At 61.1% G+C, this 17,955-nt stretch carries 15 protein-coding genes and 1 pseudogene; 12 read left to right on the forward strand and 4 right to left on the reverse strand.

Annotated elements, in window-relative coordinates:
* Nucleotides 1-45 precede the first annotated feature (45 nt).
* The 6 genes from gorA to G5168_RS16205 all read left to right on the forward strand — a co-directional run bounded on the left by gorA (nt 46) and on the right by G5168_RS16205 (nt 9,765).
* Entirely contained in the window at nt 46-1,395 is a 1,350-nt protein-coding gene (gene gorA / locus G5168_RS16180; RefSeq protein WP_421172831.1) for a glutathione-disulfide reductase, read from the forward strand.
* Between the two features lie 562 nt (nt 1,396-1,957).
* Entirely contained in the window at nt 1,958-3,652 is a 1,695-nt protein-coding gene (gene kdpA, locus G5168_RS16185) for a potassium-transporting ATPase subunit KdpA (protein ID WP_323925208.1), read from the forward strand.
* Between the two features lie 67 nt (nt 3,653-3,719).
* Nucleotides 3,720-5,777: a potassium-transporting ATPase subunit KdpB gene (kdpB, locus tag G5168_RS16190; RefSeq protein ID WP_421252452.1), complete on the forward strand. Its 2,058-nt coding sequence runs from the start codon at nt 3,720-3,722 to the stop codon at nt 5,775-5,777.
* A gap of 62 nt (nt 5,778-5,839) precedes the next feature.
* Complete coding sequence (locus tag G5168_RS16195; protein WP_227341703.1) at nt 5,840-6,367, forward strand: potassium-transporting ATPase subunit C; 528 nt, start codon at nt 5,840-5,842, stop codon at nt 6,365-6,367.
* A gap of 126 nt (nt 6,368-6,493) precedes the next feature.
* A complete protein-coding gene (locus G5168_RS16200) occupies nt 6,494-9,082 on the forward strand; it encodes a DUF4118 domain-containing protein (protein ID WP_421252453.1) in 2,589 nt (862 codons plus the stop codon).
* A complete protein-coding gene (locus G5168_RS16205) occupies nt 9,082-9,765 on the forward strand; it encodes a response regulator (RefSeq protein ID WP_033115265.1) in 684 nt (227 codons plus the stop codon). The genes G5168_RS16200 and G5168_RS16205 overlap by 1 nt, the downstream gene beginning before the upstream one ends.
* Nucleotides 9,766-9,769: 4 nt before the next feature.
* Here G5168_RS16205 and G5168_RS16210 read toward each other — a convergent pair whose 3' ends face one another.
* On the reverse strand, nt 9,770-10,897 hold the full coding sequence (locus tag G5168_RS16210; protein ID WP_421252454.1) for a multidrug effflux MFS transporter: 1,128 nt from the start codon (nt 10,895-10,897) through the stop codon (nt 9,770-9,772).
* Nucleotides 10,898-10,989: 92 nt separating this feature from the next.
* On the opposite strand from G5168_RS16210, the gene G5168_RS16215 reads away from it, so the two are divergent.
* Complete coding sequence (locus G5168_RS16215) at nt 10,990-11,814, forward strand: AraC family transcriptional regulator (protein ID WP_421252455.1); 825 nt, start codon at nt 10,990-10,992, stop codon at nt 11,812-11,814.
* Here G5168_RS16215 and G5168_RS16220 read toward each other — a convergent pair.
* Entirely contained in the window at nt 11,744-11,977 is a 234-nt protein-coding gene (locus G5168_RS16220; protein ID WP_058056555.1) for a hypothetical protein, read from the reverse strand. The genes G5168_RS16215 and G5168_RS16220 overlap by 71 nt on opposite strands.
* Before the next feature lie 293 nt (nt 11,978-12,270).
* Here G5168_RS16220 and G5168_RS16225 point away from each other — a divergent pair, with 293 nt between their 5' ends.
* Nucleotides 12,271-13,521: a valine--pyruvate transaminase gene (locus G5168_RS16225; RefSeq protein ID WP_421252456.1), complete on the forward strand. Its 1,251-nt coding sequence runs from the start codon at nt 12,271-12,273 to the stop codon at nt 13,519-13,521.
* 72 nt (nt 13,522-13,593) lie between these two features.
* On the opposite strand, the gene G5168_RS16230 is transcribed toward G5168_RS16225, so the two are convergent.
* Nucleotides 13,594-14,034, reverse strand: coding sequence for an Hsp20 family protein (locus G5168_RS16230; protein ID WP_071914544.1), 441 nt, complete (start codon nt 14,032-14,034; stop codon nt 13,594-13,596).
* Between the two features lie 92 nt (nt 14,035-14,126).
* Nucleotides 14,127-14,540: an Hsp20 family protein gene (locus G5168_RS16235; RefSeq protein ID WP_005339298.1), complete on the reverse strand. Its 414-nt coding sequence runs from the start codon at nt 14,538-14,540 to the stop codon at nt 14,127-14,129.
* 280 nt (nt 14,541-14,820) lie between these two features.
* Here G5168_RS16235 and G5168_RS16240 point away from each other — a divergent pair, with 280 nt between their 5' ends.
* The 4 genes and pseudogenes from G5168_RS16240 to G5168_RS16255 all read left to right on the forward strand — a co-directional run bounded on the left by G5168_RS16240 (nt 14,821) and on the right by G5168_RS16255 (nt 17,856).
* Nucleotides 14,821-15,591: an MBL fold metallo-hydrolase gene (locus G5168_RS16240; RefSeq protein ID WP_421252457.1), complete on the forward strand. Its 771-nt coding sequence runs from the start codon at nt 14,821-14,823 to the stop codon at nt 15,589-15,591.
* A 91-nt stretch (nt 15,592-15,682) separates the two neighbouring features.
* Nucleotides 15,683-16,642 carry a helix-turn-helix domain-containing protein gene (locus G5168_RS16245; RefSeq protein WP_421252458.1) on the forward strand — a complete coding sequence of 320 codons (960 nt, stop codon included), beginning with the start codon at nt 15,683-15,685 and terminating at the stop codon, nt 16,640-16,642.
* Between the two features lie 65 nt (nt 16,643-16,707).
* A pseudogene (locus tag G5168_RS16250) lies at nt 16,708-17,412 on the forward strand (helix-turn-helix transcriptional regulator).
* A 66-nt stretch (nt 17,413-17,478) separates the two neighbouring features.
* Nucleotides 17,479-17,856: a VOC family protein gene (locus G5168_RS16255; RefSeq protein WP_227341697.1), complete on the forward strand. Its 378-nt coding sequence runs from the start codon at nt 17,479-17,481 to the stop codon at nt 17,854-17,856.
* Nucleotides 17,857-17,955 lie beyond the last annotated feature (99 nt).

Consider the following 17,955-nt stretch of genomic DNA (forward strand, 5'->3'; position numbering starts at 1 on the left):
CCCATCATGCTGTGATTGCATTCTTAATGAGCGGAGAACCTCGCAATGGCACAGCATTTTGACTATATCGCCATCGGCGGCGGCAGCGGCGGTATTGCGTCTGCCAACCGGGCTGCCATGTACGGTAAGAAAGTTGCCCTGATTGAAGCCAAAGAGTTGGGTGGAACCTGCGTCAACGTAGGCTGCGTACCGAAGAAGGCCATGTGGTATGCCGGCCAGATCGCCGATGCCCTGAAATATGGCGCCGACTACGGCTTTGACACCACCCTCAACCATTTCAACTGGGCCAAGCTGGTCGAGTCCCGCCAGGCCTACATCGGCCGCATTCACCAGTCCTATCAGAACGTGCTGGGCAAGAACCAGATCACCGTCATCAAGGGCTTCGCCCGCTTCGTCAGCAGCAACACCATCGAGGTCAATGGCGAGCACTACACGGCCGATCACATCCTGATCGCCACCGGTGGCCGCCCGGAAATTCCGGCGATCCCGGGTGCCGAGCTGGGTATCGACTCCGACGGTTTCTTTGACCTGCAAAGCCAACCCAAGCGGGTTGCCGTGGTGGGTGCTGGCTATATCGCGGTCGAGATCGCAGGGGTGATGCAGGCGCTCGGCTCAGAGACCCATCTGGTGGTGCGCAAGCACGCGCCGCTGCGCAACTTCGACCCCATGATCCACGAGACATTGGTCGAAATCATGGCGCAGGAAGGGCCCAAGCTGCACACCCACGCCATTCCCAAAGCCGTGCTCAAGAACGCTGACAACAGCCTGACCCTGCAACTGGAAGATGGTCGCCACCTCACCGTCGACTGCCTGATCTGGGCCATCGGCCGGGTACCGGCTACCAACAACCTCAATCTGACTGCCGCAGGCATCACGCTGGACGAGAAGGGCTTTATCCCGACCGACAAGTTCCAGAACACCTCCGTCGCCAACGTCTATGCTGTCGGTGACAACACCGGTCGCATCCAGCTCACCCCGGTGGCCGTCGCTGCGGGCCGTCGTCTCTCCGAGCGGCTGTTCAACAACAAGCCGAACGAGCACCTCAACTACGATCTGGTGCCGACCGTGGTGTTCAGCCACCCGCCCATCGGCACCATAGGCATGACCGAACCTGAAGCCATCGCCGAATACGGCGAGGACCAGGTGAAGGTCTACCGCAGCCAGTTCACCGCCATGTACTCGGCACTGACCCAGCATCGCCAGCCCACCCGGATGAAGCTGGTCTGTGTCGGCCCGGAAGAGAAGGTGGTCGGTTTGCACGGTATCGGCTTTGCGATGGACGAGATCCTGCAAGGCTTCGGCGTCGCCATGAAGATGGGGGCCACCAAGGCTGATTTCGACAACTGCGTGGCTATCCATCCGACCAGTGCAGAAGAGTTCGTGACAATGCGATAGGTACGTTTGAAGTTGGCCTGTCATTATCAGGCCAACTTCAACAACTGCGTTCCCACGCCTCACCCCACCAGCGCGGAAGAGTTCGTCACTATGCGCTAAGGGCTGATGAAGTTGGCCTGTCACGAGCAGCCGGCTTCTACAGCCATGTAATCCCTTCATCCAAACCCGGCTCAGGCCGGGTTTTTTGAGCCCTCCTCGCTATTTCTCTCGCAGATCCGTCGTTCTTTACGCCGATTTTACGCCTGCCACATGGCGCTTTATGGCGCCTTTACGCCTCTTTTACATACCCTTTTCAGCGTCAATGACACCAACAGAGTCGATATGGTCTTACATCGGCTCTCGCAGCTAATTATCTCAATGGAGTCGATATGAATTGGCTATATCTGCTGCTGGTCCTCGCCTTGATGGCCTATCTGATGCGCGCACTCACGCGCACTCACGAGTGAGGGACTACCTATATGCAGCAAGAATTTATCTACCCGGTGGCCAGCAAACTGCCGAGCCTCGTGAGCAATCCAATGCGTGCCCTGACGCACCGTGACCACGAGTGAGGAACTAGAACATGTGGCAAGAAATAATCTATCCGGTGGCCTTCGTGCTGCTGGTTCTGCTACCAGCACCGCTGCTGGGCAACTACATCTACCGGGTATTTGAAGGCAAAATCCACTGGCTGGCGCCGGTCGAGCGCGCCACGCTGGCTTGCTGTGGCACCGATGGGCGGGAGCAGGACTGGAAGTCCTACGCCCTCAGCCTGCTGGCCTTCAACGGCGCCGGTTTCGGTCTGCTGTTCCTGATCCTGATGGCGCAGGGGTTGCTGCCCCTCAACCCGCAACAACTGCCGGGTCTGAGCTGGCAACTGGCCTTCAACACCGCGGTCAGCTTTATGACCAACACCAACTGGCAAGCCTATTCCGGTGAGGCCAGCCTCTCCTACTTCAGCCAGATGGTGGGCCTGACCACCCAGAACTTCGTCTCCGCAGGGACGGGCGCCGCTGTCGCCATTGCCCTGTTCCGTGGCATCGCCCGCCAGCAGACCATCAACCTTGGCAACTTCTGGCAGGATCTGGTGCGTTTCTGCCTCTATGTGCTGCTGCCCATCGCGCTGATCATGGCGCTGGTGCTGGTATGGCAAGGGGTGCCGCAAAGCCTGTCAGCCTATCTGCCGTTCCACGGTGTGGAAGGTCAGGAGCAGCTGCTGCCCCTCGGCCCGGCGGCCTCGCAGATCGCCATCAAGCAGCTGGGCTCCAACGGCGGTGGCTTCTTCGGCATCAACTCGGCACATCCGTTCGAGAACCCGACAGCCCTCTCCAACTGGCTGGAGATGGTCGCCCTGCTCACCATCGCTGCCGCCATGGTCTTTACTCTGGGCCGCTATGTGAAGGACATGGCCCACAGCCGCGCCATTCTCGGTGCCATGACCCTCATGCTGGTGCTGGGGCTCTTCGTCTCCCTCTCCCAGGAGCTGAAACCAGATCCCGCCCTCGCCCAACTCACCACTGACGCCAGCAACATGACTGGCAACTGGGAAGGCAAGGAGAGCCGCTTCGGCCCTGTGCTCTCCAGCATCTGGGAAGTGGCGACCACTGCCGCCTCCAACGGTGCCGTCAACGCCATGCACGACAGCTTTACTCCGCTCGGCGGCATGGTGGGCATGATCAACATGCTGCTGGGTGAGGTCATCTTCGGCGGGGTCGGCTCCGGTATCTACGGCATGATGCTGTTCGTGCTGCTGACCGTATTCCTGTGCGGCCTGATGGTGGGACGCACCCCGACCTATCTGGGCAAACGGCTCGGCATCACCGAGATGAAGTGGGTGGTCGCCAGCATGCTGGTGATGCCGGTGGGGGTTTTGGTGATCGGTGGTGTCACCCTGTTGATGCCAGATGCCAGCACCATCATCGGCCATGATGGCCCGCACGGTCTGTCACGCCTCATCTATGCCTACGCCTCAGCTGCCGGCAACAACGGCTCCGCCTTCGCCGGTTTTGCCGCCGGTGACAACTGGCAGTGCATCGCCATCGGTCTGGCCATGCTGCTCGGTCGCTTCGGCTACATCATTCCGGTACTGGCCATAGCCGGTCAGCTGGCCCGCGCGCCCCGTCAGGAGACGAGCGAAGGGGACTTCCCCATCAGCGGCCCGCTGTTCGTTACCCTGCTGATCATCACCGTCCTGCTGATAGGTGGTCTCTCCTTCCTGCCGGTGCTGGCACTGGGCCCGGTGGCCGAACATCTGAGCCTGATCGGAGGAGCACTCTGATGAACCTGACCCTGTCGATCACCATCCGGATGCCAATGGCCAACTATCTGATGCTGGGAGCTTTCCAATGAGCAAGTCCACTGCAATGAGCACCGACACCATGTTGGTGAAGGGCAAAAAACAGAAATCACAGATCATCCAGGCAATGGTTGAGGCCCTCTATCGCTTCAATCCCAAGGCGCTGTTTGGCAGCCCCATCCTGTTCACCCTCTGGCTGGCTGCCGTGATGGCCACCGTGGAATCGCTGTTGGGGCAGCCCTTCTCGGGGGTTGCTCCCTCGCTGGCCTGGCAGTTGACCGCCTGGCTCTGGCTGACCCTCTGGTTTGCCAACTTCGCAGAAACTCTGGCCGAGGGACGCGGCAAGGCCCGTGCCGATAGCCTGAAAGCGGGCATGAGCCAGCTCAAGGCCCGTCGGGTGATCAATGCCAAAGATGGTCAGGGCGAGTGGGTGCCCGCCACCAGCCTGATGAAGGGGGATCTGGTGCTGGTACGCAGCGGCGAGATGATCCCGGCCGACGGCGAAGTTGTCGCTGGCATCGCCTCGGTCAACGAGGCGGCCATCACCGGCGAATCAGCCCCCGTCATCCGCGAGTCGGGTACCGATCACAGCGGCGTGACCGGCAACACAACCGTGGTCTCCGACGAGATCTGGGTGCGCGTCAGCAACAATCCGGGCGAAAGTACGCTGGATCGGATGATCGCACTGGTGGAAGGGGCCAAGCGCCAGAAGACCCCCAACGAGATGGCGCTCGACGCCCTGCTGGTGGGTCTGACCCTGATCTTCCTGCTGGTGGTCGCCACCCTGCCCTGGTTCCTCGACTACAACGGCACCCAGGTCCCGCGTCTCTACCTGATCGCCCTCTTCATCACCCTGATCCCGACCACCATCGGTGGCCTGCTCTCCGCCATCGGCATTGCCGGTATGGATCGACTGGTGAAGCTGAACGTCATCGCCAAGTCTGGCCGTGCCGTGGAAGCGGCTGGTGACGTGCGCACCCTGCTGCTGGACAAGACAGGCACCATCACCTTCGGCAACCGGATGGCTGACGAACTGATCCCGGCACCGGGCGTCGACCCCGCCCTGCTGGCACAAGCCGCCATGCTGGCCTCGCTGGGTGACAATACCCCGGAGGGCAAATCCATCCTGACTCTGGCCAGCAAGAGCATGGCCAAGCCGATCCAGCTGGAGAGCGACAAGGTGATCCCCTTCAGCGCCGAGACCCGGCTGAGCGGACTGGATCGCAACGGTCATCAATATCGCAAGGGTGCGGTGGATGCCGTGTTGAACTACCTCAGCCTCGACCGCAAGGCGGTGCCTGAGCTGGTGATCAAGTCAGTCGACAGCATCGCCCGTCAGGGTGGCACCCCGCTGCTGGTATGCACTCAGGAGAAACTGCTGGGGGTGGTCTACCTCAAGGACATCATCAAGCCCGGTATCAAGGCTCGCTTCCAGATCCTGCGCCATATGGGGATCCGCACCGTGATGATCACCGGTGACAACCCGAAAACCGCCGCCGCCATCGCCGCCGAAGCCGGGGTGGATGACTTCATCGCCGAAGCGACGCCGGAGAAGAAGCTCGCCTATATCCGGCAGGAGCAGGCCGATGGTCGTCTGGTTGCCATGTGCGGCGACGGTGCCAACGATGCACCGGCACTGGCACAGGCTGATGTGGGTCTGGCCATGAACGAGGGTACCCAGGCAGCCAAGGAGGCGGGCAATCTGGTGGATCTCGACTCCAACCCCACCAAGCTGCTGGACGTGGTGCTGGTCGGCAAACAGCTGCTGGTGACCCGTGGCGCCCTGACCACCTTCTCCATCGCCAACGACGTGGCCAAGTACTTCGCCATCCTGCCAGCCCTGTTCATCGCCGCCTACCCGCAACTGGGGGCGTTGAACCTGATGCAGCTGGGCAGCCCGCAGAGCGCCATCCTGTCGGCCATCATCTTCAACGCCCTGATCATTGTGGCGCTGGTGCCGCTGGCACTGCGTGGTGTCGACCTGAAAGGCTCGGCCGCCAGCCTGCTGCGCCGCAACCTGCTGATCTACGGTGTCGGTGGCCTGCTGGTGCCTTTTATCGGCATCAAGCTGATCGATCTGGTCATTACCGGCCTGGGTCTGGTGTAACGACATAACCGGGATGCGGGGCAGACCCGCATCCCCAGCCATCTTTTTGGAGCAAGCGAATCATGATAGCAATCAGAACCCTGTTGACCCTCACCCTGCTGCTGGGGGTCGCCTACCCGCTGGCGGTCACCGGACTGGCACAGCTGCTGTTCCCCTGGCAGGCCAACGGCAGCCAGCTCACCGACAGCAAGCAGCAACTGATCGGTAGCGCCCTGCTGGGGCAGAAATTCGAGCGGGCTGACTATTTCCATCCCCGTCCCTCCGCCAGCGATTTCAACACCATTGGCGGCAGCGCCAGCAATCTGGGGATGAGCTCACCGTTTCGGGCAGAGTTTGCCGAACAGGCAGCCAAGGCACAGCCGGGAACCAGCTCCCCCGCCATGCTGACCCGCTCCGCCTCCGGCCTCGATCCCCACCTGCCGCTGGATGCGGTGCTGGCTCAGGTCGACCGCGTCGCCAAAGAACGTGGACTGGATCCCGCCCAACTGACGGAGCAGGTCAAGTCGGCCACACAAGCTGGTATCCTTGGCCCGCAGGTGGTCAACATTCTCCAGCTGAATCTGCAACTGGATCATAAAAAGGGCGCCTGATGGCGCCCATTCCGGTTTGGTGATGACCTCGATTTTCGAAACGGGCAGTTGGCTCGATAGGGATAACAATGGCTGATGTAGCAAGCGCTGATGCCCTGCTGACGAGTCTGATGCAGGAGCATGGGGATGCGTGATGAGGTAAGGGCCGACGCCCTGCTGGCGAGTCTGGAACAGGAGCACAAGGGCAAGCTGAAGGTGTTTCTCGGCGCCGCTCCCGGCGTGGGCAAGACCTACGCCATGCTGCAGGCGGTGCGGGAGCAGGCCAAAGAGGGGGTAGACATCCTGATCGGCGTGGTGGAGACCCACGGCAGGCAGGAGACGCTGGCTCTGCTCGACAAGCTCGCCATCATGCCGCGCAAGATCCACATGCACCGCCAGCAGCGGCTGGAGGAGATGGACCTCGACGGCCTGCTGGCGCGCAAGCCAGCCATCGCCGTGGTGGACGAACTGGCCCACAGCAACGCCCCCGGCAGCCGCCACGAGAAGCGCTGGCAGGATGTGGAGGAGCTGCTCAACGCCGGTATCGACGTCTACAGCACCCTCAACGTCCAGCATCTGGAGAGCCTCAACGATCTGGTGTGGCAGCTCACCGGGGTCAGGGTCAAAGAGACCCTGCCCGATCAGGTTCTGCTCGATGCAGACAGCATTATTCTTATCGACCTCCCCCCCAAGGAGCTGCTCGGCCGCCTGCGCGAGGGGAAGGTTTATGTACCTCATCAGGCCAAGGCCGCCCTGCAATCCTTCTTCTCCCTCAACAACCTCACTGCATTGCGGGAGCTGGCGATGCAGACCGCAGCCAGCCATGTGGAGGGCGATCTGCAACTGCAATGGCAGGCGGCGGGCAAGACCACATTGCCGCTGCGGGGCAAGCTGATGGTCTGCCTCGGCAACCAGCACGGGGCTGCGCTGGTGCGCTATGGCCACCGCTTTGCCCAGCGTCGCCAGCTGCCTTGGCTGGTGGTTCACGTGGACAGCAATGGCCGCAGCTCGGCCGACGTGGAGCAGGCGCTGGCGCTCGCCTCCCAGCTGGGAGCCAAGGTGCTGACCCTCTCCAGTCCGGCGGTCGCCAATACCCTGCTGGAGACTGCAGAGCAGCAGCAGGTCTCTCAGCTGCTGCTTGGCAAACCCCACAAGGCGCCGTGGCGTCGCTCGCTGGTGCAGCACCTGCTCAAGCAGGCGCAGGGGCTGGAGATCACCCTGGTCGATACCGAAAAGCAGAAACACAGAGTGGGGATGCGCTCCCCGACGCCGAAGGATATTCACCACAGCCTGCTGGCGGTGGCCATCATGGGAATCACCTCGGCCATTGCATGGGGGCTATCCTACTGGCTGCCCCCCGCAGCGTTGCCGCTCATCTTCGTTCTGGGGGTGCTGGCGACTGCTCTTACCACCAGTCTGGTGCCCGCCACGCTGGCAGCAGTGCTGGGCTTTATCGCCCACAATCTGCTCTTCACCGCCCCCTACTTCTCCCTGAGCGTCGCCAACCACAGCGACCTGCTCACCCTGTTCGTGCTGCTGATCGTCGGCATGACGGCAGGGCGCCTCGCCTCCCGCCAGCGCCAACAGCTGATCGGCCTGCGCGAGACCCAGCAGCTGGGCAATGCCCTGCTCTCCCTCAGCCAAGGGCTGGCGACCGCCAACAGCCCGGAGGAGGTGCTCAGACAAGGGGCACAAGCGATCTCGCTGGCGCTTGGCCAGCCGACCGTAGTGATCGACAAGGATTTTCACGACCGCCTCGGCAACGAGAAGCACAGACCCGGCCAGACCGACAAGGCGGCCATCGACTGGTGTCTGGCCCAGAAGCAGAGCGCCGGTGCCCACACCGCCACCCTCAATGCCGCCGAGGCCCAGTATCACCACCTCAGCGATGATCTGGTGATTGGCATAACGCTGGCCAATCCGCTCTCCTCCTCTGCCGAACATCAGCTGCAGGCGCTGCTCACCGACATTCGCGCCGCGCTGGCGCGGATCGACCTCAACGAGCGGCTGGCTGACAGCCAGCTGCAGGCGGAAACAGACCGGATGCGGGCCGCCCTGCTCTCCTCGGTCTCCCACGACTTGAAGACGCCGCTGGCCACCATCATGGGTGCCGGCAGCACCCTGCTGGAATATGGTGACCGGATCCCGCCGGATGATCGCAACGAACTGCTCCACTCGGTACAGGACGAGGCGCGCCGCCTGCACAGCTATGTGCAAAACCTGCTGGATATGACCCGTATCGGCTCCCCCGACTTCCAGTTGAAGCGGGACTGGGTCGACCTGACCGATCTGGTGGAGAGCGCCCGCAAGCGGCTCGACTCCTCCTGGCGCCAGCACAAGCTGCTGGTACATATCGATCAACATGTGCCCCAGCTCTATGTGCATGGCGCCCTGATCGAGCAGGTGCTGGTCAACATCCTCGACAACGCCTCCCGCTACTCGCCGGCTGGCACCCCCATCGAGTTCAAGGTGATGGTGGCCGAGCCCGACCTCATCATCGATATCATCGATATCGGGGTCGGTATCGCCGAGTCGGATCGGGAGAAGATCTTCAACCTCTTCTACACCCAGCCAGTGGGCGATTGCGGCAGCCGTGGCACCGGGCTTGGCCTCGCCATTTCCCGCGCTATGATAGAGGCCCACGGCGGCAAGATTTGGGCCTTCTCCGGCCCCAATGGCAACGGCACCTGCATGCGTATCTCCCTGCCGCTCGCGCTCAATTCACCGGAGGTTTGATGGCGCACATTCTGGTCATAGATGATGAAGCGGCGATCCGCCGCTTTCTGCGGATCAGCCTGATTGCCGAGGGGCATCAGGTGAGCGAAGCGGTCAGCGTCACCGAGGGGCTGGAGCAGTATCGCCACCTCAACCCCGATCTGGTGATCCTCGATCTCGGTCTGCCGGATGGCGATGGTATTCAGGTATTGCAGGCCATTCGCGAACACCACCCCAACCCGGTGCTGGTGCTGTCGGCCCGTGATTCGGAGCAGGAGAAGGTGCGCTTGCTGGATGCCGGTGCCAACGACTACATGAGCAAGCCGTTTGGCATCGGCGAGATGATGGCCCGCATTCGCGTGCTCTTGCGCCAGCGGGCTGGCGTCAGCAGTGGCGAGCGGCGCCACTTCCCCCAGTGTGGCCTGACGCTCGATATAAGCAGCCACAAGGTGACCATGAAGGAAGAAGAAATCCCCCTCTCCCGCAAGGAGTTCGCCCTTCTGCAAGCGCTGGTGTGCCACCCCGGCAAGCTGGTGATGCAGACCCAGCTGCTCAACGACATCTGGGGACCGAGCCACAAGGAGGACACCCACTACCTGCGCATCGTCATCGCCAGCCTGCGCAAGAAGCTGGGGGATAACCCCCAGCAACCGACGCTTATCGAGACCGAATCAGGTATCGGCTACCGCTTTATCGGCAACTGACGTTTCACGTGGAACGACGCCAGCAGCAAAGCAGCACCAGCAGGCCGCAGCCACTGAGCAACAGGCCAAGATCCTGCAATCCGGCCGCCACCGCCAATCCCAGACTGAGCAGCAGGTAGTAGCCAAGCCCGAACAGGGCGCCAGCACTGCCTGCAACCTCGCGATAGGCCAACAGCGCCTGACTAAGCACATTGGGGATCGCCACCCCATAGGCCACCACGATTCCCATCATGGGTAGCAGGAACCAGAGGCTGGCCAGAGTCGTCCAGACCAGCAGCCCGGCGACCAGTGCCAAAACGCAAGCCAGTCTGATCAGAGATGACGGCAGCCACCCCTTCCCCAGCAGATGCTTGTTGAGCAGGCTGCCAAGCAGGGTCGCCAGTGCCAGCAAGATCCCCGAGTAACCAAATTCGCCGGTGCTCAATTCCAATCCGGCAAACAGAAACGGCGCCAGACAGTAGTAACCAAACAGCATGGTGTTGAACAGGGCGACCAACATGGCGCTGCGCCAGAGCCCGCCATCTTTTATCATCCGGCACGCCAACGGCCAGAGTGCGACTTGCTGGCTGGTGGCCGGACGGGTTTCCGGTAACTGCCAGCAGGTCACCAGCAGCAAACCTACCGCCAGTACCAGCAGGCCGCTGAACACCCCGAGATAGCCGAACCAGCTCGCCAGCTGCCCGCCACTGAGCAGCCCCAGCACCGGACTGAGTGAGAGCGCAATGCCCATCACCGAGAAGACCCGCGCCAGATCGTTGCCCTGATAGCTATCGCGCAGCATGGTCTGGGTCACCACAGATCCCACCGCGGCGCCAAAAGCCGAGATAACCCGGCCCAGCAGCAGGGTTTCAAACTGGTTGGCCAGCAGCGCCAGCAAGGTGCCGACGCCATAGGTGAGCAGACCCGCCAGCATGGCGGGACGGCGCCCGATCAGATCGCAGAGCCGTCCCCAGCAGACCACGCCCACCGCAAACGCCAGAAAATAGACCGACAGGGTCTGGGATGCCTGCCCCTCGCTCACCTGAAACTGGGTAGCGATGTGGGTCAGGACCGGGCTGTAGATGGTCTCCACAATCTGGGGAAACATCATCAATCCCACCACCAGCCAGAACGGTGGCAACTTGTTGTTCATGACAAACCTCCTTCACAAGAGGTCGTCATTCTAGAGAGATGCCGTTTGTCTGATTACAATAAGCAAGACTATAAACATCAAAAATCGGACATATGGCCTTTATTCTTCCCGATCACCCTTTTGACCCCGACCAGCTGACCGGCAGCGTGATCGGCATCGCCTCCGCGCTCGGCTGGCACGACTCGGGCCTGCATCAACATCAACGCCATCAGCTGCTGTTCGCCCAATCCGGCTGCATGACCATGGAGCTGGAAGGTCGGGTCTGCCTGCTGCCGCCCACCCGCGCAGCCTGGCTGCCAGCGGGCACTACCCACCGGGTACTGATGCGTGGTGTGGTGGCCTACCGCTCACTCTACTTCCAGCCGTATCCCGAGTTGCCCGGCACGGTGGAGGTGCTGGCGGTCAATCCGCTGCTGCACGAACTGATCGAGCGGATGGCGCTCTGGCCGTGGGACAAACCGCAAGAGCAGCAGCAACGGACGGTGGCACTGTTTATGGAGGAGTTGGGGCAGGCGCCACGGGAGTCGTGGCAGTTGCCGCTGCCGACGGATCCCAGACTGGGCGACTGGCTACAGCAGTTGAAACGGGGGAATGCCCTGCCCGATCGGCTCAACCGGCTGGCCGAACGGGTGGGTGCCAGTGACAAGACCATTGGCCGCATCTTTATGCGAGAGACCGGCATGAGCTATCAGGCGTGGCGTCAGCAGTGGCGGCTGTTGCGTGCCATGGAGCTGCTGGCAGAAAGCGAGTCCATCAGCCGGATTGCCGCTGCGCTGGAGTTCTCCAGCGACAGCGCCTTTATCAGCTTCTTCAAACAACATACGGGACAGACCCCCCTGCGCTACCTCAGCTCTCGGGGTGAGTCGCCACAGCCTGGCTCGCCTCCACCACCAGGGTATCCAGCGCCAGCGGTTTGAGGTTGTGCAGCGCATCCTGCACCACGGCATGGGATGCCTGTTGCAACTCGCTCTGCACATCCAGCTCCAGCTGGGCACTCTCCAGCTCAGGCCGCGGGTTTTCGTTGGCCATCACGTTCAGGCTCAGGGCACTCACAATCAGGGTAGCGATCAGGCTTTTCATCTGGTTTTCTCCGGTATGGTTGAGATGACCAGATAGCTATTCCAATAGTTGTGCCAATCCTCATACAATTCATAACATGATGATTTTGTTTAAATTAACTATCTTGCGATACCAAATTGAGTCGCAAAATGCATCCCGCCCAGTCATTTTTAAACCAACAGTTGGTGATTTTAACCACGCTTGATTTTTGCACCATGTTCCACGTGGAACGTCCCATCATTTTGATCGACACCCGCTTTTAAACTGAGCTATGGTGCTACATCCCCGTAACTCAAATCTGGATCTGTCACTGAATGGAATTTTCCTTGTTCGGCGAGAAGTTCACTCGCCACGCCGGCATTACCCAACTCATGGATGACCTCAATCAGGGGCTGACCAATCCGGACGCCATCATGCTGGGTGGCGGCAATCCGGCCCCGATCCCCGCCATGCTGGAGCGCTTTCAGGCCGAGGCCAAAACCCTGCTCGACAACGGCGAGCTGGTCAAAGCGATGGCCAACTACGATGGCCCGCAAGGCAAAGACAGGTTCACCAGGGCGCTGGCAGCCCTGCTCAGCAAGGAGCTGGGCTGGGATATCTCGGCCCGCAATATCGCCCTGACCAACGGCAGCCAGAATGCCTTCTTCTACCTGTTCAACCTGCTGGCCGGTGAATTTGCCGATGGCAGCAAGAAGAAGGTGCTGTTCCCGCTCGCCCCCGAATACATCGGCTATGCCGACTCGGCGCTGGCCGACGACTACTTCGTGGCTTACAAGCCCACCATCGAGAAGCTGCCCGATGGCCAGTTCAAGTACCACGTGGATTTCGAGAGCCTGCAGGTGGGTGACGATATCGGGGTGATCTGCGTCTCTCGCCCCACCAACCCCACCGGCAATGTACTGACCGACGAAGAGATCGAACACCTCGATCAGATCGCCCGCGACAAGGGGATCCCGCTGCTGATCGACAACGCCTACGGCGTCCCCTTCCCGGGCATCATCTTCAGCGAAGCCAAGCCATTCTGGAACACCAACACCATCCTCTGCATGAGCCTCTCCAAGCTGGGCTTGCCGGGCACCCGCTGCGGCATCGTCATCGCCGGCGAGAAGATCATCCAGGCCATCACCAACCTGAGCGGCATCATCAATCTGGCGCCGGGCAGTCTGGGACCCGCCATCACCATCCCGATGATCGAGAGCGGCGAGATCATCGCCCTCAGCGAACAGGTGGTGAAGCCCTTCTATCAGCAGAAGGCGGAGCTGGCGGTGCAGCTGCTGCGCGAAGCGATCCCCGACCCGCGCTTCCACATCCACAAGCCGGAAGGCGCCCTCTTCCTCTGGCTCTGGTTCGAGGGTTTACCGATCCACTGTCAGGAGCTGTACGAGCGATTGAAGGCGAAGAACCTGCTGATCGTGCCGGGGCACTACTTCTTCCCCGGCATTGATGACCCCGAGTGGCGCCACAGCCAGGAGTGCATCCGCCTCAACTACTCCCAAAGCGAGGAGCTGGTTCGCCGCGGCATCGCCATTCTGGCCGATGAAATAAACGCCCTCTACGCCGGCTAAGTCAGTCCGGCCAGCCAAAAACAGAAAGGCCTGCAGATGCAGGCCTTTGTTGTCTGTCGCGATCCGGTTTACTTAGCCGGGCAGCGCCAGCTGCTCGGGTTTGCCGATCGGGATGGCGCGGGGCTTGAGCGCCTCCGGCAGTTCGCGTGCCAGATCGATGGTCAGCAGACCATGCTCCAGCTTGGCGCCCTGCACTTCCACGTGCTGGCTCAGCTTGAAGGCGAGCTCGAAGTCACGCTCGGCAATCCCCTGATGGAGGAACTGACGCTCACCGGCCGCAGCCCCTTTGCGCCCCTTCACCTTGAGGGTGCCGTTTTCGGTCTCCAGCTCCAGCTCTTCGCGCTCGAAGCCAGCCACGGCGACCGTGATGCGATAGCCATCCTGATCGCGCTTCTCAATGTTGTACGGGGGGTAAGCGGCGGTCTTCTGCTCAAACAGACCTTCCAGCTCACGGGCCATCCGCTCGAAGCCGATGGCGTTGGAATAGAGATGAGAAAAATCGAGGTTACGCATAATCCTATCCTTCTAATAAGCAACAGGTTCAACTCTCCACAGGCCCGTCATCGGCACCCGGGAAATTTTAAAATTTCAGTGAATTCAGGCTATCAGCCGTTGATCTCGATCTTGCGCGGCTTCATCGCCTCAGGCACTTCACGTACCAGCTCGATGTGCAGCAAGCCGTTTTTCAGGTCGGCCCCTTTCACCCGCACATAGTCGGCCAGCTGGAAGCGGCGCTCGAAACCACGTTCGGCAATTCCCTGATAGAGATAGTTGCGCCCGGTGTCGGCCTGCTTGTTGCCCTTCACCGTCAGCAGATTTTCCTGGAAGCTCAGCTCCAGCTCTTCCTGGGTAAAGCCCGCCACCGCCATGCTGATGCGGTAGTCGTTGTCACCCAACTGCTCGATGTTGTAGGGGGGATAACCGGCATTGCCATTGCTGGCCGCAGATTCGATGAGATTGGCCAGACGATCGAAACCGATGGCAGAACGATAGAGCGGAGAAAAGTCGATAGAACGCATAGTATTACCCTCTTGTGAGCGATAACGGATTTTTTGCCCTCCTTATGGACGGGCGCCTGGTCGAAACCTCTGTCGAGCGTTCCGGCCTTGTTACCTATATAGGGGCTCACTTTTTCCTTTCAAGGGGATTTTTTCAAATTTTTTAAATGGCCGCGCCGACCTGTAGAACATCAACCTGTTGGCCCGATAGTGATGATAATCGACCCGTGGGCCACTGATGGCAACTCGCTCCGTCTCCCATAATTGGTTGCATATCCACCAGCCAACATGGAGCCATCCCATGAAGATTACCCAGGTTCGCAACGCTACCTTGCTGCTCGACTATGGCGGCACCCGCTTTCTGATCGACCCCATGCTCTCGGCCAAAGGGGTCTTCCCCGGCTTTGAGGGCACCGCCAACAGCCAGCTGCGCAATCCGCTGGTCGAGCTGCCGCTACCGATCGATGAGCTGGTCGATGTGGATGCCGTTATCATCACCCACAACCATCCCGACCACTGGGATGACGCCGCCAGAGCCCTGATCCCCAAGCATCTGCCGCTCTTGGTACAACATCAGAAAGATGCCGATGCCATTCGTGCCAGTGGCTTTGAGGATGTGCGCCTGCTGAGCGACCAGCCCGAGTTTGCCGGCATTCGCCTGCAGCAGACCGGTGGTCAGCACGGCAGCGACCAGTTGATGGCGGTACTGGGCGAGCGCATGGGAGAAGTGTGCGGCGTGGTCTTCTCCCACCCCGATGAGCAGTGCCTCTATCTGGCCGGTGATACCATCTGGCATCCCCGGGTCGAGCAAGCCCTGCAACAGCATCAGCCCGAGGTCATCATCCTCAACTGTGGCGATGCACAGGTGCCCGGGCTCGGTTCCATCATCATGGGCAAGGAGGATGTCGCCGCCGTTTATCAGGCCGCACCGCAGGCCACGCTGATCGCCAGCCATATGGAGGCGGTTAACCACGCAGTGCTGTCGCGCCAGGAACTGCGCGACTATCTGGCGGAACGGGGCATGATGGATCGGGTACGGGTGCCGCAAGATGGCGAGGAGATATCGCTGTGACCCGCAGGAGGGCCCATGCCAGACATGGCCCTTCGGCTTTCACAGCCTGACGTTTATGATGAGTGTCTGCGCGCAGAGAGGAGCCAACATAATGCCCACCCCGATCGTTGCCGTGGTGACCTTCGATCACTTCAGTCCTTTTCACTTCGCCGTCCCCTGCCTCATCTTCGGCGACATCCTGCCGGGCCAGCCGCTGTTCGAGCTCAAGATCTGCTGCGGCGATGGCAACCACCACGCACACTCGGCGCATGGCTTCACCATTCAGGCTCCCTATGGGCTGGAGGTGCTGGCCGAGGCGGAGATCATCGTCATCCCCTTCTGGTACGACCCGGCAGCCCGACCACCCGCAGCGCTGCTCGATGCCCTTATCGCCGCCAGAGCCAGAGGTGCCCGACTGGTCGGACTCTGCCTCGGCACCTATGTGCTCGCCTACGCCGGGCTGCTCAATGGTCGCAAAGCGTCGACCCACTGGGAGTACGAACAAGATTTCTGCCGCCGCTTTCCCTGCGTGCAACTCGATACCAATGCTCTCTATGTGGATGACGAGGGGCTGGTCACCTCGGCAGGCACTGCCGCCGGGCTGGATTGCTGCCTCTATCTGGTACGCCAGTACCACGGCTCGGCCATCGCCAACAAGGTGGCGCGGCGGCTGGTGATCCCGCCTCACCGGGAAGGGGGCCAAGCCCAGTTTATCGAACAGCCGGTGCCCGCCTCCACCCGCGATGTCAGGATGAACCAGTTGCTCGATCACCTGCGTGCCCATCTGGCCGAACCCCACACCCTGGATTCTCTGGCGGCCCACACCCTGATGAGCCGCCGCACCTTTACCCGCCGTTTTCATCAGGCTACCGGCCTCTCGGTGGGTGAATGGCTGCTGGCGGAGCGGCTCAGGCGCAGTCAGGAGCTGCTGGAGGTAAGCGGTCATTCAATCGATCGCATTGCCGAGCTGGTTGGCTTCAAGAGTGCCACCTCTTTGCGCAACCACTTCCGCGGCCGCTTTGCCATCTCCCCCAGCGAGTGGCGACGATCTTTTCGCGGAAATAATGTCTGATGACATCCTCTATACCCGCTCACTCCGCTATGGCAGGCTAACCAGAAATCCCGAGGAGTCATCCCATGTCCCGTTCCGAACGCCTGCTGGCCCTGCTCCAGCTGCTGCGCGGCCACCGTTACGCCATAACTGGCGCGGAGCTGGCCAACCAGCTTGGCATCAGCCTGCGCACCCTCTATCGGGATATCGCCACCCTGCAGGCGCAAGGTGCCCATATCGAGGGTGAACCGGGGATCGGCTATGTGCTGCGTCCCGGCTTCATGCTGCCGCCATTGATGTTCAGTGAAGAGGAGCTGGATGCGCTAGTGCTGGGGTCACGTTGGGTCGTCGCCCACGGTGACGGAGCCTTGAGAGCATAGGCCAGCAGTGCGCTGGCCAAGATAGAAGCCGTACTGCCAGCCGACTATCGCCAGCAGCTCCAGAGCAATGCCCTGCTGATCGGCACCTCCCGCAGCGACCGCCTCACCGATGAAGCCCCGCTGCGCTGCGCCATCCGCCAGCAACGCAAGGTGACCCTGAGTTATCGTGACCTCAAAGATAAGGCCTCTGAGCGTACCGTCTGGCCCTTTGCCCTCGGCTACTTCGAACAGGTGCGGGTACTGGTAGCCTGGTGCGAACTGCGTAAGGGCTTTCGCCACTTTCGAGTCGATCGCATCACCCGAATGCAGCAGGAAGAGAGCCGCTACCCCAAAAGCCGGGAGAGCCTGCTGAAAGAGTGGCGCGCCACCCAGCAGATCCCGCAGCCGAAATTCATTGCTGACAGAAACTGACAGCAGGTAGCGCCATGCTGACAGGGTCGGCGCCAATGCGCCATCTCATCAGCAAGGAGCATCACCATGTTAGTCCCCCAATTCACCATCCTCTACGTTGCCAACCCGACCCGCAGCGCGCTCTTCTACCGCGAACTGTTCGGTCGCCAGCCGGTGGAGGAGTCACCTACCTTTGCCATGTTCGTGTTCGAATCGGGCGCCAGACTGGCACTCTGGTCCAGCGCCACAGTTGAACCTGCCGTGACCCAAACGGCCGGAGCGATGGAGCTGGCCTTCGCCCTCCCCGATGATGATGCCGTCGTTCGCCTGTCTGCCGAATGGCTGGCGCGCGGGCTCCCCCTGATCCAGGCGCCGACCAAGATGGAGTTTGGCTACACCAGCATGGCCCTCGATCCGGATGGCCATCGTCTGCGCCTCTACTGCCCGGCACCTGAGCTTGGTTAATCGGGTTCAATGTTCCACGTGGAACGTGCAACTCCTTCCGCCCAAAAACAAAAAGCCGCTCACAGGGAGCGGCTTTTTTATATCGGGCTGACAGCGTCG

The organism is Aeromonas sp. 600724, from assembly GCF_049175135.1.
Taxonomy (GTDB): domain Bacteria; phylum Pseudomonadota; class Gammaproteobacteria; order Enterobacterales; family Aeromonadaceae; genus Aeromonas; species Aeromonas veronii_A.

Excerpts from the sequence above, each read along its gene's own strand:
- gorA (WP_421172831.1), top strand. The coding sequence starts at position 46 with ATGGCACAGCATTTTGACTATATCGCCATCGGCGGCGGCAGCGGCGGT.
- kdpA (WP_323925208.1), top strand. The coding sequence starts at position 1,958 with ATGTGGCAAGAAATAATCTATCCGGTGGCCTTCGTGCTGCTGGTTCTG.
- kdpB (WP_421252452.1), top strand. The coding sequence starts at position 3,720 with ATGAGCAAGTCCACTGCAATGAGCACCGACACCATGTTGGTGAAGGGC.
- G5168_RS16195 (WP_227341703.1), top strand. The coding sequence starts at position 5,840 with ATGATAGCAATCAGAACCCTGTTGACCCTCACCCTGCTGCTGGGGGTC.
- G5168_RS16200 (WP_421252453.1), top strand. The coding sequence starts at position 6,494 with ATGCGTGATGAGGTAAGGGCCGACGCCCTGCTGGCGAGTCTGGAACAG.
- G5168_RS16205 (WP_033115265.1), top strand. The coding sequence starts at position 9,082 with ATGGCGCACATTCTGGTCATAGATGATGAAGCGGCGATCCGCCGCTTT.
- G5168_RS16210 (WP_421252454.1), bottom strand. The coding sequence starts at position 10,897 with ATGAACAACAAGTTGCCACCGTTCTGGCTGGTGGTGGGATTGATGATG.
- G5168_RS16215 (WP_421252455.1), top strand. The coding sequence starts at position 10,990 with ATGGCCTTTATTCTTCCCGATCACCCTTTTGACCCCGACCAGCTGACC.
- G5168_RS16220 (WP_058056555.1), bottom strand. The coding sequence starts at position 11,977 with ATGAAAAGCCTGATCGCTACCCTGATTGTGAGTGCCCTGAGCCTGAAC.
- G5168_RS16225 (WP_421252456.1), top strand. The coding sequence starts at position 12,271 with ATGGAATTTTCCTTGTTCGGCGAGAAGTTCACTCGCCACGCCGGCATT.
- G5168_RS16230 (WP_071914544.1), bottom strand. The coding sequence starts at position 14,034 with ATGCGTAACCTCGATTTTTCTCATCTCTATTCCAACGCCATCGGCTTC.
- G5168_RS16235 (WP_005339298.1), bottom strand. The coding sequence starts at position 14,540 with ATGCGTTCTATCGACTTTTCTCCGCTCTATCGTTCTGCCATCGGTTTC.
- G5168_RS16240 (WP_421252457.1), top strand. The coding sequence starts at position 14,821 with ATGAAGATTACCCAGGTTCGCAACGCTACCTTGCTGCTCGACTATGGC.
- G5168_RS16245 (WP_421252458.1), top strand. The coding sequence starts at position 15,683 with ATGCCCACCCCGATCGTTGCCGTGGTGACCTTCGATCACTTCAGTCCT.
- G5168_RS16255 (WP_227341697.1), top strand. The coding sequence starts at position 17,479 with ATGTTAGTCCCCCAATTCACCATCCTCTACGTTGCCAACCCGACCCGC.